Raw genomic sequence first — 13,610 nt, forward strand, 5'->3', positions numbered from 1 at the left:
GTCAGGAAGCGACGGTCTCCAGCAAGCTGGTGAAGAACCCCAGACCGTCCGTTCCCGAGCCCGTGAGCGCCTCGACCGAATGCTCGGGATGTGGCATCAGCCCCACCACGTTGCCGCGGTCGTTGGCGATCCCGGCGATGTCGTGCAGCGAGCCGTTGGGGTTGTCGTCCAGGTAGCGCACCACGACCCGACCCTCGCCTTCGAGCCGGTCCAGCGTCGGCTGGTCGGCGACGAATCCGCCTTCGCCGTTCTTGAGCGCGATGGTGATCTCCGCCCCCGGCTCGTACGCCCGCGTCCAGACCGTGTCGGTGTTGTCGACTCGCAGCCGCTGGTCTCGGCAGACGAACTTGCGGTGATCGTTGCGGATCAGGGCTCCGGGCAGGAGGTGGGACTCGCACAGGATCTGGAAGCCGTTGCAGATCCCCAGCACCGGCAGCCCCTGCTCAGCACCCGCGATCACCGAGCGCATCACCGGTGCGAAACGCGAGATCGCGCCGCAACGCAGGTAGTCGCCGTAGGAGAAGCCGCCGGGCAAGACGACCGCGTCGACTCCTCGCAGATCCTCGTCACCGTGCCACAGCGAGACCGACTCGTGCCCGGCAAGGCGTACGGCGCGAGCCGCGTCCACGTCGTCGAGCGTGCCGGGAAAGGTGACGACCCCGACCTTCATCGGCCTTCCTCGTGGGCGATCTCGGCGACGGTGTGCTCTTCGGCATGGACCTCGTAGTCCTCGATCACCGGATTGGACAACAACGTCTCGGCCATCGACCGGACCCGTTCGCGCAACTCGTCGGAGGGCTCGCCCTCCACCTCGATCTCGAAACGTTTGCCCTGGCGTACGTCCATCACGCCTTCGAATCCCAGCCGAGGCAAGGCTCCGAGCACCGCCTTGCCCTGGGGATCGAGAATCTCGCGCTTGGGCATCACATCGACGACGAACCGTGCCATGGCGGCAGTCTAGGGTTCTGCCGTTCGCGGTGTGGACGGGGTCCGCGAGCATCAGCGGGCCCGAATGCGGGAAGGATGGTGCCGTGTCGACTCTGCGCGTGAGTCTCGCCTCGGCCTTCACGGTGCTGCGCACCGCGGGTCGGGTGCTGTGGGACCACTGGCCCGTGCTGCTCTCCTTGGCTTTGGTCGGGCAAGGTCTGCGGTTGGCACTGATCTGGGCTGCGGTGGCGTTGAGCGATCACCAGTCGTTCCTCGCCCAGATCCTGCTGGCGATGTCGCCGCTGGCCTTCCTGTTGCCGTTGATCGTGATGGTGATCATCGCCGGCTCCCGACTCCCCCGGATCAGCACGTTGCGCGAGGTCAAAGCCCCCGATGACGTCACCACGCACCGCGAGCGGCGGCTGATCGATGTGATGGCCAGCGTGCTCGCGCCGTTCTTCGGGGTGTACGTGGGGCTCGGCCTCTTCGACGATGACCTGCAGTACTTCAAGAACTCCGCCTCGGTCGCGGAGTTCGATCAGGTCTTCACCAACCAGGCGAACTTCGACCCCACGGATCGCATCGGGCTCTACGCCTGGTGGGTGGTGGCGCTGCTCGTGGTCGGGGCCTGGGTCGTACGGTGGCTGCTTGCGCGAGCCGAGCGCTCCAAACCCTGGGCCCTGTTGGCCGTCACCGGCGTGCTGGTCGAGTTCTACTACACCGCACAGGTCGCCAACCTGCTCGTCGTGTGGAAGTTCGACGCGCTCAGTTGGATCACGACCCGCAAGCTCGTAGCTGACGGCTTCGACGGCTACGAGTCCCTGATGGCGCAGGGCTCATGGTTTGCCGATCCGCTGAGGTGGGCCTGGGACCTGATCTCCTCCTTCGACTCAGTGATCGTCGTGCCGGTCGCCTGGCTCCTGCTCGGCTCGATCGTGTTAGGACACAAGCTGACTCCCCCGACCACTCCCACCGTCGATCGCCGCGAGAACGGGCCACTCGGCCGACTCGCCCAGGTGAGTTCGCCGATCACCGACGACGTACGAGAGCGCTATTCGGCCTTCAGCAACGGCCTGCGGATGCTGACTCGTGGCGGTTTCGGTGCCGCGCTGCTGTTCTGCCTCGCCTTCGTGATCGCAACCCGACTGCCGGCTCTGGTCCCCCTGGCGTCGCGCGCCATCCTCGGGCCGATGGAGTACGACTCCTTCATCGCGCTGGCGCCCTATGAACGCTCCCTCGGGCTCGCGTTGACCAGCGTGGTCATCGCTGCCCTGCTGGCCGCCGCCACCGAGTGGCTCATCCGGGCAAACGAAACTCCAACGCGTCCGGACCCGTCCACTGAAGTCGCAGCACCTGCGCGGTGACGTCGTCAGGCAGCACCAAACGGATGGTCGTCGTCCACCTGCCGGGCCGGGGATCACCGTGTCCTGGGTCACGCTCGGTCGCGCCCGGCAGGGGTTCGTACGGCCCTGGCGTGGCGAGGGGGACGCAGTCGACACCGGCAGGGTTGAGCGCCTGATATTCACGTCCCTCTTCGTCGTAGACGAACGCGCGACAGCCCGCCACGACCTGATCCGGCGCAGCCTCCCAACGCAGCTTGAACGCCACTGCGCGACCCTGCGCGGGCGGGTCGACCCAGTCCAGGTCGCCGTCGGCCGTGGCGTTGCCGACCGACTCCAGCTTCACCCGCAGTTCGCGGTGCATGCGGCCCAGGATGTCCTCGTACGACGAATCGAGTTCCGCCCACTCGCCCACGTCGACGCGTTCTTGCACGGTGACCTTCTGGGCACGCTGCAGATCGAGCACCCGGTCGGCACCGCCCGCCGCGAAGACTCCTGCCGCCAGCGGCAGCGCGAGCAGGCCCCAGAGATTGCGGCGCCACCAGGATCCTGAGTCGTTCACCGGGTCACCTCCTCCAGCGGCTGCTCGCGGCGGTCGGGCTCGTCGAACGAACCGCGTACGGCCACCACACTCACCGGATCCCGGGACCCGACAGCGTCCTCGGCCACTTGCGAGATGCCGAGGTCGACGCGCGCCACATCGTCACGACGGTGGGCACCTTCCGGGATCGCGCCCCTGGCGACCAGCAGCACCGCTCCCGCCAGCGCCCGTGTCGGCAACTCGAAACAGGCCGTGGCGTGCCAGTCCAGCCCGGTGGGCGCCACCCCCGGATAGCAACTCAACCGCGAGCTCGGCCAGTATTCGCGCCCGTCATCGGTCTGGATCTGCAGGCCACCGATCCGCATCGGCTCCGTGCGAGCCCGCACCGTGAGGTCGACCAACACGAACGTGCCCGTCGTACGCACACTCGGCAACCCCGCGATGCGCAACTCCTGGGCGAACCGCACCTCGTCGGCCGTCACGTCCGCGTACCGCAACTCGACGGTGGTGCCAACCCGGGCGTCTCGGATGAACGGGTCACCGGAGAGTTGCTCGGTCGAGTAGGTGGCGTTGATCCAACGTCCCAGTCCCAGCGCCAGGACCAGCAGCACGCTCGTACGCAGCCAGCCCGCCCTCACGACCGGATCTCCACGTCGTAGTCGCCGCTGTGCACCGGCTTGTCGTAGTACCACTCCTTGGTGAAGAGCCGGAAACGTTCGTCGTCACGGAAGTCGAACTGCGCCACGCCGACTCGGACCTGACGACGCTGCCAGGCTCCGTCCTGTTGGGCGCAGACGGCGACGTCGTACTCGACGCCTGGCTGCAACAGGTCGATCAGGCTGCCGTCTTGTCGCGAGAGGACCGTCGCGGGCATCTGACCGGGCGGCGGGTCGATCACCCCCGCATCCTGGAACAGCACGGCCTCGGCGAGGGTCTTGGCGAACACCGGCTGCTGGGCATCGACGGTCACCTTGCCCAACGCACACAGGATCTTGTTGCCCTCGTCGGGCGTCATCACGGGGTCCAGCGTCGACACCTGACGCACCTTCTCGATCTCGATCTCGAACGGCCGAGCGGTCACCGTATTGCCGGGCTCGAGGTCGTGCTCGGTGCGATCCACCGCGCGGTCCAGACCCCCGAACGGCGCAGAGATCGCCAAGGCGATCAGGAGCAGACCCATCCCCACTGGCCCGGCGTACGCTCAGCCAGCCACGACGCAGCAGATCTGCGCTCGTTCTCATCGGCATCCGGGGTGGGCACGGACCCAAGTCTGCCCGTTGCACCCGACGGCAACCGCCCCCGGTCTCAGCTGAATTCGCGCTTGAGGATCTTGCCAGTGGCCGTCATCGGCAACGAGTCGACGAACTCCACGATGCGGGGGTACTTGTACGCCGCCATCTGCTCCTTGCCCCACGCGATCAACTCGTCCTCGGTGACGGTGGCGCCAGGCTTGCGGATGACAACGGCCTTGACCTCCTCGCCGTGGCTTTCGTGCGGCACTGCGATCACCGCGGCCAGCGACACGTCGGGGTGAGTGAGCAGCACTTCTTCGATCTCGCGGGGATAGACGTTGAAGCCGCCGCGGATGATCATGTCCTTGGAGCGGTCGACGATGTAGTACCACCCGTCCGCGTCCTTGCGAGCCAGGTCCCCCGAACGGAACCAGCCGTCCACGATCGCCTCGGCGGTGGCCTCGGGGCGTTGGTAGTAGCCCTTCATGATGTTGTCGCCCTTGATGGCGATCTCACCGACCGTGTCGGGCGCGTCCTCGAGGTCCTCCCGTACGCCCGGCTCGGGATTGATCAGTTTCATCTCGCAACCCGGCACGGGGGTGCCGATCGACCCGACGCGTACGGCCGCGCCGAGCCGCGAGAAACTCGCGACCGGCGACGTCTCCGAGAGCCCGTACCCCTCCAAGATCACGACGCCGAAGCGCTTCTCGAACTCCTTGTGCACCTCGACGGGCAGGGCCGAGCCGCCGGCGACGGCGACACGCAGGTTGGCCCTGACCTTCGCCGGGTCGACACCGCTGTCCTCCAGCGCACCGAGCAGGCCCCAGTACATCGTGGGGACGCCGCCGAAGAAGGTGACACCTTCCTTGTCCATCAACTGCAGCGCGGGCACGGCTTCGAACCTGGGCAACATGACCACCGTCCCGCCGTACGCGAAACCACCGTTCATGATCACGGACTGGCCGAAGGAGTGGAAGAGCGGCAGCACGCAGAGATAGGTGTCGGGATCCTGCGGATCGGCGTTGAAGAGCTCGGTGCCCAGGCTCGCGTTGCTGATCATGTTGCGGTGCATCAACTCGGCGCCCTTGGGCTGGCCGGTGGTGCCGGAGGTGTAGAGGATGACGGCTGTGTCGTCGTCATCAGTCGGCACCGTGTCGAAGGTCGGCGCCTTGCCGTGGAGTGCCTGCCCCAGCGTCTGCGCGCCTTCGATCGGCGAATCGGCCGCGGGGTCCACGGTGATCAAGAAGAAGTCCTCGCAGGCGTCGGTCTCCTGGAATCCCGCCCAGCCCTCGGCACCGATCGCCAGCTCCGGGGTGCCCTGGAAGCAGAAGTACGCCTTCGCGTCACTGTCGGCGAGGTGGTAGGCGACCTCGCGGCCCTTGAGCAGCACATTGAGCGGAACCACGGTCGCGCCAGCTTTGAGGATGCCGTAGTAGACGATCGGGAAGAACGGCAGGTTGGGACAACTCAGCGCGACCTTGTCGCCCGGCTCGATGCCGCGCTCGGTGAGCGCGTTGGCCACCTGGTTGGCGGCGCCGTTGACCTGGGCGTACGACAACCGCAGGTCGCCGAGCACCACCGCGGTGCGGTCGGGAAAGTCACGGGCGGAGTCTTCGAGCAGCGAGGCGAGGTTGGTCATGGAGCCAAACCTATTCCCGCGGCCCCCGATCAGTCAGCACACGGTCCGCCCGCTTGAGGTCGGATCGGATCGAACGCCTGGCCAACGCTCCTGCGGCTCGCGCCGGAGCCGACCAGACACCGCTGCCGTGGATCGCGCCTTCGGCGACGACTCGCGACCCGGTCGGGGTCGCGACGAAACGAAGCGTGAGGATCCCGGTGACGCCACGCCACCGCCCCTGCTCGGAGAAGAGTCGAAATGGCTTGAGTTCGGTGATCTCCATGTGCGGCTTGACGCCGGCCATCGTGGTGTCGCGCCATCGCATGCCCGGATGCGGCGCTTCGGACTTGTCGTCCAGCCGCACGCTGAGCAGGGATGCCTGCCACTCGGGCCGATTGCGCGGCTCGACCAGATATCTGAACGCGACGGAGGGCGGGTGGGCGAAATCGACGGCGGTCGCGAACCGGACCGTCGCCATCAGAAGGACTGACCCGTGAGGCGCTCGTACGCCTCGAGATAACGCGCGCGCGTCCGCTCGACGACCTCGCCGCTCAGGCTGGGTGGCGCGGTGTCACTGGCGCGGTCCCAGCCCGACTCGGGTGACAGCAGCCAATTGCGCACGATCTGCTTGTCGTACGACGGCTGAGCCCGCCCGGGCTGCCAGTCGTCGGCGGGCCAGAAGCGGGAGGAGTCGGGGGTCAACACCTCGTCGGCGAGCACTATCTCGTGGTCGCCGCGACGGCCGAACTCGAACTTGGTGTCGGCCAGGATGATGCCGCGTTCGCGCGCGATCTCCTCGGCGCGTGCGTATACCGCCAGAGTCAACTCGCGCAGGATCGCAGCGTCGTCGCGCCCGATCGTCTGCTCGACCGTGACGTAGTCCACGTTCTCGTCATGATCGCCCAAAGCGGCCTTGGTCGCAGGCGTGAAGATCGGGGTCGGCAGTCGGTCGCCGTCGCGCAGATCCGCGGGGAGGTCGACTCCACAGACCGCGCCGGTCGCCTGGTAGTCGAGCAGTCCGGAGCCGGTGAGATAGCCACGCGCCACACACTCGACCGGGAACATCTCCAGCGGCTCGCAGATGACCGCTCTGTTTCGCACGGCGTCGGGCACCTCGGTGCTGACGATGTGATTGGGGACCAGATCGGCGACCTGCTCGAACCACCACAGGCTCATCCGGGTCAAGATCTCGCCCTTGTCGGGAATCTCGGGGCTCAGGATGTGATCGAAGGCCGAGATCCGATCGGACGCGACCATCAACAGTTTGCCGGCGTAGGGCCCCTCCTCGAGTCGGTAGAGGTCGCGGACCTTCCCCGAGTGCAGATGGGTGGCGCCTGTGATCGGCGTCGCGGGAGGGATGCTGAGCTCGGCCACGGATCGAGCCTAGTTGCTGGCCGCACACGTACGCCGACCGGACGCGGCCTAGTGTGGCTGCATGGCCATCGTGAAGATCAACGCGATCACTGTCCCTGCTCCGGCGGCTGAGGAGTTCGAGCGCCGCTTCGGCGCCCGCGCCGGGGTCATCGACGGCTCGCCGGGTTTCCTCGGCTTCCAGCTGCTGCGCCCCACGGAGGGCGAGTCTCGCTACTTCGTCGTGACGCACTGGGAGGACGAGGAGTCGTACGCTGCCTGGCGCGACGGCGACGCCCGCGCGTCCCACAAGGGCGAGCACGGCACGCCGGTGGCCTCCGGCGCCGACCTGCTGGAGTTCGACGTGGTGATGGACGTACGCCCGACCGCGTGAGGTGACGGCGGCATGGCGTTACTAACTAAGGCAGTTCGGGCCAGCGCCGCCCGCGCCCGAGCGTGGCGGCGCTCGCCGAAGTCGCCAACTGCCTTAGTTCGGAACGTCAACCGGGGATCGCCGCGTCCGCGACCGTGCGGCTATCCGACGGGTCGGTCGACTCACAAGATCGCACCCGGCTGATAGGCCGCAGCCTCGGGGTAGCGCGCGGCGACCTTGTCGATCCGGCGTACGACGGCCTGCGTCTGCGCGACCGCTGCCCCGGTGAACTCGATCGGGGCGGCGACCAGTGACTCGATCTGCTCACGGGTGAGGCCGAGGCGCTCGTCCGTCGCGAGTTTGGCGAAGACGTCGTTGTCGGCCTGCCCCTGCCGCATCGCCAGGGCCGTGCCCACGGCCGCCTCCTTGATCGCCTCGTGGGCGGCCTCGCGGCCCACCCCGTTGCGTACGGCCGCCATCAGCACCTTGGTCGTGGCCAGGAACGGCAGATAGCGGTCGAGTTCGCGCTGGATCACCGCGGGGAACGCGCCGAACTCGTCGAGCACCGTAAGGAAGGTCTGGAACAGGCCGTTGACGGCGAAGAACGCGTCGGGCAGGGCGACCCGGCGTACGACCGAGCACGAGACGTCGCCTTCGTTCCACTGGTCACCGGCGAGTTCGCCGAGCATCGAGAGGTAGCCCCGCGTGATCACCGCGAGACCGTTGACGCGCTCGCAGGAGCGGGTGTTCATCTTGTGCGGCATCGCCGACGAGCCGACCTGGCCCTCCTTGAACCCCTCGGTCACCAACTCGTTGCCGGCCATCAGCCGGATCGTCGTCGCCAGGTTGGAGGGCGCCGCAGTGACTTGCACCAGTGCCGAGACCACATCGAAGTCGAGGCTGCGGGGATAGACCTGCCCGACACTGGTCAGGACCCGGTCGAAGCCGAGGTGCTGCGCCACGCGCTGTTCCAACGCGTCCAACTTCGACGCATCGCCGTCGAGGAGATCGAGCATGTCCTGCGAGGTTCCCATCGGGCCTTTGATCCCGCGCAGCGGATAGCGCGCACTCAACTCCTCCACACGTTCGAGGGCGAGCAGCAATTCATCCGCGACGGTCGCGAAACGCTTGCCGAGGGTCGTGGCCTGGGCAGCGACGTTGTGCGAACGTCCCGCCATCACGGTGGCTTCGTGCTCGGCGGCCAGCCGCCCCAGGCGTACGAGCGTCGCGACGATCCGGTCCCGCACGAGCGCCAGGCTCTGCTTGATCTGCAGTTGCTCGACGTTCTCGGTCAGGTCACGGCTGGTCATGCCTTTGTGGATGTGCTCGTGCCCGGCCAAGGCGGAGAACTCCTCGATGCGCGCCTTCACGTCGTGGCGGGTGATCTGCTCGCGCGCGGCGATCGAGGCCAGGTCTACCTGCTCGACGACCTGCTCGTACGCCGCGATCACCTCGTCCGGGACGTCGATGCCGAGGTCCTTCTGTGCCTGCAACACCGCGATCCAGAGCTGGCGTTCGAGCACGATCTTGTGCTCCGGCGACCAGATCCCACGCAACTCGGGGGAGGCATATCGGGTGGCCAAGACGTTGGGAACGGTCACAGCCCGCAGCCTATCGGCGGGCCTGGCTCGCGACGGGTCCGGCTGTCGGCGGATCTGCCCTCACCAGGCCGTGATCTGGCGATGCCGCTCGTTTCCTTGGGTTTGCCTTGCCTCGCCAGGTTTCATCTCATGCACTCATGGGAGGATGGACCGCATGTCCCAGAGCCTGCTTCGTGGTCTCTCGGCTCTTGAACTGATCCAGGCCGAGCCTCGCGGCGTGTCCGAACTCGCCCGCGAGCTCGGCGTCGACAAGGCCGGTGTGAGCCGGGTGCTCGCCGGTCTCGCGCGTGAGGGCTGGGTGCAGCGCACCGGGACACGGTATGTGCTGGGCCCGCGCGCCCTGGGCATGGGCTGGGGCGCCCCGGCCGACATCCTGGGCTATGTCACCGACATCGTGGGCGGGATCGGTCGTCGACTCGGCGTCACCGCGGTCGCGTTGAAACTGACCGGGCTGTCGGCCCAGCCGTTGGCGACATGGCAGGGACCGGAGTTTCGCGAAGCGATGCAGCGACCGGCACCGTTCGCCCACGCCGTACGCACCGCCGGTGGTGTCGCATTGTTGTCGCAGTTGAGCGACCAGGCGCTCAAGGCAGCCGTGGACTCGGCCGACTGGGCCGGGCTGAGCCCCGACGCACCCAGTTCGTGGGAGCAACTGCTCCCCCTCATCGCCCGGTTGCGAGCGGGCGACGTCGTCGTCGAGCACGCGTGGTCGGTCGAGGGGCTCTCGTGTGTGGCGTCGGCCTGGCCGGCGCTGGGACTGGAAGCACCCACCGCCCTCGCGGTGGTCGGACCGACGATGGTGATCGCACCCCGCGAAGAAGAAATCTCCTCGGACGTACGCGCGACCGTGGTCGGCTGAGCGGTCAGGAGAGTCCAGCAGCGCGGGCCGCTATGTCGCGGCGCCACTGTGCACCCGGGAAGGTGATCGACGCGACCCCCTCGTACGCCTTGGCGCGTGCGTCCGCCACGTCGGCACCCGTCGCGGTGACGGCCAGGACGCGACCTCCGGCGGTGATCAACTCTCCCACCAGGTCGGCGGTCCCGGCATGGAGCACGTGCACGTCGGGCTCCCGGTCGAGCGTCTCGGTGCCGACGATCACGTCGCCGCTGCTGCTCGACGCCGGATACCCGGCGCTGGCCATCACCACGGTGACGGCGGCGCCCGGCTTGAATCTCGGCGGCTCCACGTCCGCGAGATGCCCCGTTGCGGCGGCGTACAGGATGGGCCCCAGTGGGCTGTCGAGAAGCGCCAGGATCGACTGGGTCTCGGGGTCACCGAAGCGGGCGTTGAACTCCACCACTCGGGTGCCCTTGGAGGTGAGCGCGAGACCGACGAAGAGCAGGCCTGCGAACGGTGTGCCTCGTGCGGCCATCTCGTCCAGCGTCGGCTGGACGACACTGCTCAGCACCTCGTCGACCAACGTTTCGGGCGCCCAGGGCAGCGGTGTGTAGGACCCCATGCCGCCGGTATTGGGTCCCTCGTCGCCGTCGAAGATCCGCTTGAAGTCCTGTGCCGGTTGCAGCGGATAGGCCGCCGCGCCATCACAGATCGCGAAGAGCGACACCTCGGGACCGTCGAGATATTCCTCGATCACGACCCGATCGCAACCCTCGGCGTGTGCGATCGCGGCGTCCCGATCGTCGGTGACCACGACCCCTTTTCCTGCCGCGAGTCCGTCCGCCTTGACCACGTACGGCGCCCCGAAGTCGTCCAGGGCAGCCTCGACCTCGGCTTTGGTGGTGCACGAGTGCGATCTGGCCGTCGGTACGCCAGCGGCTGCCATCACGTCCTTGGCGAACGACTTCGAACCCTCCAGCACCGCCGCCTCTCGCGAGGGGCCGAAGCAGGCGATGCCAGCCTCCCGTACGACGTCGGCGACACCGGCGACCAGTGGCGCCTCGGGGCCGATCACGACGAGGTCGGCGTGGATCTGCTGCGCCAGCGCGGCGACCGCCACACCGTCGAGCGGATCGAGGTCGTGCAGGGTCGCGAGCCGCCCGATGCCGGGGTTGCCCGGCGCGGCGTGGAGTTGCGCACCCGGCTCGCGCGACAGCGCGAGAGCCAGCGCGTGCTCGCGGCCGCCGGTGCCGATGATCAGGGTCTTCACGGGAGGCGAGCCTACGCAGCCCCGGTCGCCGGGGGTTGAGCGGACCCAGGTGCGCTCAACCCCCGGCGAACCGGGGGCTGAGCGGACAAAACGGGGGCTGAGTCCGCCCGCTCAGCCACGCGCACGTTCCTCGTACGCCGCCCTCGCCGTGGGATCCACCTCATCGAGCACGTTGCCCTTGGCGCGCTCCATCATCTTGGCCTGGATTCCGCGCGGCAGGACACCGGTGAGCCGAGACATCGGCTGGATCCACCGTGGCACCCACGCCTCGGGGACCGGCTTGCGCAGGACGTCCTCGATCACCACGGCCACGTCGTCGGCCGTCTGCGGTGGCACACCGGGGGTGTCCGGCACCCCAGCCGCGAGTTCCGTACGGATGATCGACGGCAGCACCATGCTGACGATCACCCCGTGCGGCGCGAGTTCTTGGCGCACCGCGTCGGTGAATCCGACGATCGCGTGCTTCGAGGCGGAGTACGTCGCGCCGCCACGAGCCGGGATACGTCCCACTGCAGACGAGATGTTGACGATGTGGCCGGAGCCTTGGGACACCATTGCCGGCCCTACCGTCTTCACGCCGTTGATCGTGCCGTGGACGTTGACCGCGAAGACCGCGTGCGCTACCGCGGCCGGCTCCTCCAAGATCGGACCGATCGGCATGATGCCCGCGTTGTTGATGAGCACATCCAGCGCTCCTGCTTGCGCCGCGAACGCCTCCCACGACTCCACGGAGGTCACATCTAGTGGTGCCGCGCGACAACCGATCCGCTCGGCGGTGCTGCGCGCTACCTCCAGGTCACGGTCGCCGATGATCACGTCGGCCCCCGCCTTGGTCAGGCGTTCGGCCGTGGCCTCACCGATGCCGCGCGCGCCTCCTGTGATGGCGATCTTCAGTCCGGCGAGGTCGCGCGGCTGCTTGCTGAAAGGACGACTCATGAGGCCAACCTTGACCGAAGCCGCCGTACGCACGCGACCACCCGTCTCAGATGGACGTAGTCAGTCGCGCACGACGAGGGTCTGCTCGCGCCCCGGGCCGACCCCGACGCCCCAGATCCGGGTGCCCGACATCTCCTCCAGCGCCAAGACGTACGACTGGGCGTTCTTGGGCAGTTCCGCGAAGGTCCGGCAGCCGGAGATGTCCTCCCACCAGCCGTCGAGGTGCTCATAGATCGGCTTGGCGTGGTGGAACTCGGTCTGCGTCATCGGCATCTCGTCGTGCCGGATCCCATCGACGTCGTACGCCACGCAGACCGGCACCTTCTCCCAGGTCGACAACACGTCGAGCTTGGTGAGGAACAGGTCGGTCAGGCCGTTGACCCGGCTGGCGTACCGTGCGATCACCGCGTCGTACCAGCCACAGCGACGGTCGCGACCGGTGCTGACACCGACCTCGCCGCCGACCTTCCACAACTTCTCGCCGTCTTCGTCGAAGAGTTCGGTCGGGAACGGGCCGGAGCCGACGCGCGTGGTGTACGCCTTGATCACGCCGATGACGCGGTCGATGCGCGTGGGCCCGACCCCGGATCCGGTGCACACCCCGCCCGCGCTGGCGCTGGAGGACGTCACGAAGGGGTACGTCCCGTGGTCGACGTCGAGCATGGTGGCCTGGGCGCCCTCGAAGAGCACCGTTTTGTCGTCGTCGAGGGCCCGGTTGAGCAGCAACCCGGTGTCGGTGACCATCGGTCGCAACCGGTCGGCGTACGACAGCAGTTCCTCGATCACCGCATCGACCTCGATCGCGCGGCGGTTGTAGATCTTGGTCAGCAGGTGGTTCTTGACGTCGAGGGCCCCCTCGACCTTCTGGCGCAGGATCTTGTCGTCGAAGAGGTCGGCGACCCGGATGCCGAGGCGGTTGACCTTGTCGGCGTACGCCGGGCCGATGCCGCGACCGGTCGTGCCGATGTTGTTCTTGCCGAGGAAACGTTCGGTGACCTTGTCGATGGTGGGGTGGTACGGCGCGATCACGTGGGCGTTGGCGGAGACGAGCAGCCGCTCCTCTACGCCGTCGACCCCGCGCGCGATGAGGCCGTCGAGTTCGCGAAACAGTGCGTCCGGCGCGACGACGACACCGTTGCCGATGACGGAGGTCGCGCCCGGCGTGAGGATCGCCGAGGGCAGCAGGTGGGTCGCGAACTTCTGGCCGTTGACGACGATGGTGTGACCGGCGTTGTGACCCCCACTGGTGCGTACGACGTAGTCGATCTGCTCCTGGGAGGTCAGCAGATCTGTCGCCTTGCCCTTGCCCTCGTCGCCCCATTGGGCACCCAGCACCACGATCGCGGGCATTGCGGGCCCCCTTCGTAAACTCGTCCGAACAGAGCCCACCGGGTGAGCCCGGATGACGCTATCAAATAGGCGCTGCGCCAAGTCACCTCGCGTTTACCAATGCTGGGCTACTGTCCGGCGGGTGGACCCGTTGCTGGTCATTCTCAACTCCGACTCCGGCACCGCCGCCGAGGATGCGCTTGATCGCGCGGTGGAGGTGATGAGCAGTCGAGCCTCGGTGGAGGTGGCTCGCAC

At 67.7% G+C, this 13,610-nt stretch carries 15 protein-coding genes; 3 read left to right on the forward strand and 12 right to left on the reverse strand.

Translation table 11 applies throughout. The annotated features are described in order from the left end of the window. Position 1: 1 nt before the first annotated feature. Together purQ and purS are read right to left on the reverse strand one after the other, a co-directional pair. Positions 2-670 (reverse strand): phosphoribosylformylglycinamidine synthase subunit PurQ, encoded by a 669-nt coding sequence (gene purQ, locus V9G04_11960; protein ID MEI2713970.1) that lies wholly within the window; start codon positions 668-670, stop codon positions 2-4. Continuing rightward, positions 667-948, reverse strand: a complete 282-nt coding sequence (purS, locus tag V9G04_11965) for a phosphoribosylformylglycinamidine synthase subunit PurS (GenBank protein ID MEI2713971.1) — start codon at positions 946-948, stop codon at positions 667-669. Before purS ends, purQ begins: the two co-directional genes overlap by 4 nt. Positions 949-1,031: 83 nt before the next feature. Between purS and V9G04_11970 the strand changes: the two genes are divergently transcribed. Then, on the forward strand, positions 1,032-2,291 hold the full coding sequence (locus tag V9G04_11970; GenBank protein MEI2713972.1) for a hypothetical protein: 1,260 nt from the start codon (positions 1,032-1,034) through the stop codon (positions 2,289-2,291). On the opposite strand, the gene V9G04_11975 is transcribed toward V9G04_11970, so the two are convergent. From V9G04_11975 to V9G04_12000, 6 genes are all read right to left on the reverse strand, one after another. Beyond that, on the reverse strand, positions 2,224-2,829 hold the full coding sequence (locus tag V9G04_11975) for a hypothetical protein (protein MEI2713973.1): 606 nt from the start codon (positions 2,827-2,829) through the stop codon (positions 2,224-2,226). The two genes, V9G04_11970 and V9G04_11975, sit on opposite strands and share 68 nt — an antisense overlap. Then, positions 2,826-3,446, reverse strand: a complete 621-nt coding sequence (locus V9G04_11980) for a hypothetical protein (protein MEI2713974.1) — start codon at positions 3,444-3,446, stop codon at positions 2,826-2,828. The genes V9G04_11975 and V9G04_11980 overlap by 4 nt, the downstream gene beginning before the upstream one ends. After that, positions 3,443-3,988 carry a hypothetical protein gene (locus V9G04_11985; protein ID MEI2713975.1) on the reverse strand — a complete coding sequence of 182 codons (546 nt, stop codon included), beginning with the start codon at positions 3,986-3,988 and terminating at the stop codon, positions 3,443-3,445. Before V9G04_11985 ends, V9G04_11980 begins: the two co-directional genes overlap by 4 nt. A 125-nt stretch (positions 3,989-4,113) precedes the next feature. Then, the gene (locus V9G04_11990) at positions 4,114-5,679 is read right to left on the reverse strand and encodes a long-chain fatty acid--CoA ligase (protein MEI2713976.1); all 1,566 of its coding nucleotides are present in this window, start codon (positions 5,677-5,679) and stop codon (positions 4,114-4,116) included. Positions 5,680-5,689: 10 nt separating this feature from the next. Beyond that, the gene (locus V9G04_11995) at positions 5,690-6,136 is read right to left on the reverse strand and encodes an SRPBCC family protein (protein ID MEI2713977.1); all 447 of its coding nucleotides are present in this window, start codon (positions 6,134-6,136) and stop codon (positions 5,690-5,692) included. After that, positions 6,136-7,032, reverse strand: coding sequence for a phosphoribosylaminoimidazolesuccinocarboxamide synthase (locus V9G04_12000; GenBank protein MEI2713978.1), 897 nt, complete (start codon positions 7,030-7,032; stop codon positions 6,136-6,138). Before V9G04_12000 ends, V9G04_11995 begins: the two co-directional genes overlap by 1 nt. A 61-nt stretch (positions 7,033-7,093) precedes the next feature. Here V9G04_12000 and V9G04_12005 point away from each other — a divergent pair, with 61 nt between their 5' ends. Then, positions 7,094-7,402, forward strand: coding sequence for an antibiotic biosynthesis monooxygenase (locus V9G04_12005; protein ID MEI2713979.1), 309 nt, complete (start codon positions 7,094-7,096; stop codon positions 7,400-7,402). A gap of 161 nt (positions 7,403-7,563) precedes the next feature. Here the strand turns inward: V9G04_12005 and purB are convergent, their stop codons facing one another. After that, positions 7,564-8,982, reverse strand: a complete 1,419-nt coding sequence (gene purB, locus V9G04_12010) for an adenylosuccinate lyase (protein ID MEI2713980.1) — start codon at positions 8,980-8,982, stop codon at positions 7,564-7,566. 154 nt (positions 8,983-9,136) lie between these two features. Here purB and V9G04_12015 point away from each other — a divergent pair, with 154 nt between their 5' ends. Further along, positions 9,137-9,841 (forward strand): helix-turn-helix domain-containing protein, encoded by a 705-nt coding sequence (locus V9G04_12015; protein ID MEI2713981.1) that lies wholly within the window; start codon positions 9,137-9,139, stop codon positions 9,839-9,841. A gap of 4 nt (positions 9,842-9,845) precedes the next feature. Here the strand turns inward: V9G04_12015 and purD are convergent, their stop codons facing one another. The 3 genes from purD to V9G04_12030 form a co-directional block, all read right to left on the reverse strand. Beyond that, entirely contained in the window at positions 9,846-11,090 is a 1,245-nt protein-coding gene (gene purD, locus V9G04_12020) for a phosphoribosylamine--glycine ligase (GenBank protein ID MEI2713982.1), read from the reverse strand. A 111-nt stretch (positions 11,091-11,201) separates the two neighbouring features. Beyond that, on the reverse strand, positions 11,202-12,026 hold the full coding sequence (locus tag V9G04_12025) for an SDR family oxidoreductase (GenBank protein ID MEI2713983.1): 825 nt from the start codon (positions 12,024-12,026) through the stop codon (positions 11,202-11,204). A 60-nt stretch (positions 12,027-12,086) separates the two neighbouring features. Further along, positions 12,087-13,376, reverse strand: a complete 1,290-nt coding sequence (locus V9G04_12030; protein MEI2713984.1) for an adenylosuccinate synthase — start codon at positions 13,374-13,376, stop codon at positions 12,087-12,089. Positions 13,377-13,610 lie beyond the last annotated feature (234 nt).

Origin of the sequence: Nocardioides sp. (genome assembly GCA_037045645.1) — a bacterium.
GTDB lineage: Bacteria > Actinomycetota > Actinomycetes > Propionibacteriales > Nocardioidaceae > Nocardioides.

Coding starts and splice junctions, on each gene's coding strand:
- purQ (MEI2713970.1), bottom strand. CDS start 670: ATGAAGGTCGGGGTCGTCACCTTTCCCGGCACGCTCGACGACGTGGAC.
- purS (MEI2713971.1), bottom strand. CDS start 948: ATGGCACGGTTCGTCGTCGATGTGATGCCCAAGCGCGAGATTCTCGAT.
- V9G04_11985 (MEI2713975.1), bottom strand. CDS start 3,988: ATGGGTCTGCTCCTGATCGCCTTGGCGATCTCTGCGCCGTTCGGGGGT.
- V9G04_11990 (MEI2713976.1), bottom strand. CDS start 5,679: ATGACCAACCTCGCCTCGCTGCTCGAAGACTCCGCCCGTGACTTTCCC.
- V9G04_11995 (MEI2713977.1), bottom strand. CDS start 6,136: ATGGCGACGGTCCGGTTCGCGACCGCCGTCGATTTCGCCCACCCGCCC.
- V9G04_12005 (MEI2713979.1), top strand. CDS start 7,094: ATGGCCATCGTGAAGATCAACGCGATCACTGTCCCTGCTCCGGCGGCT.
- V9G04_12015 (MEI2713981.1), top strand. CDS start 9,137: ATGTCCCAGAGCCTGCTTCGTGGTCTCTCGGCTCTTGAACTGATCCAG.
- V9G04_12025 (MEI2713983.1), bottom strand. CDS start 12,026: ATGAGTCGTCCTTTCAGCAAGCAGCCGCGCGACCTCGCCGGACTGAAG.
- V9G04_12030 (MEI2713984.1), bottom strand. CDS start 13,376: ATGCCCGCGATCGTGGTGCTGGGTGCCCAATGGGGCGACGAGGGCAAG.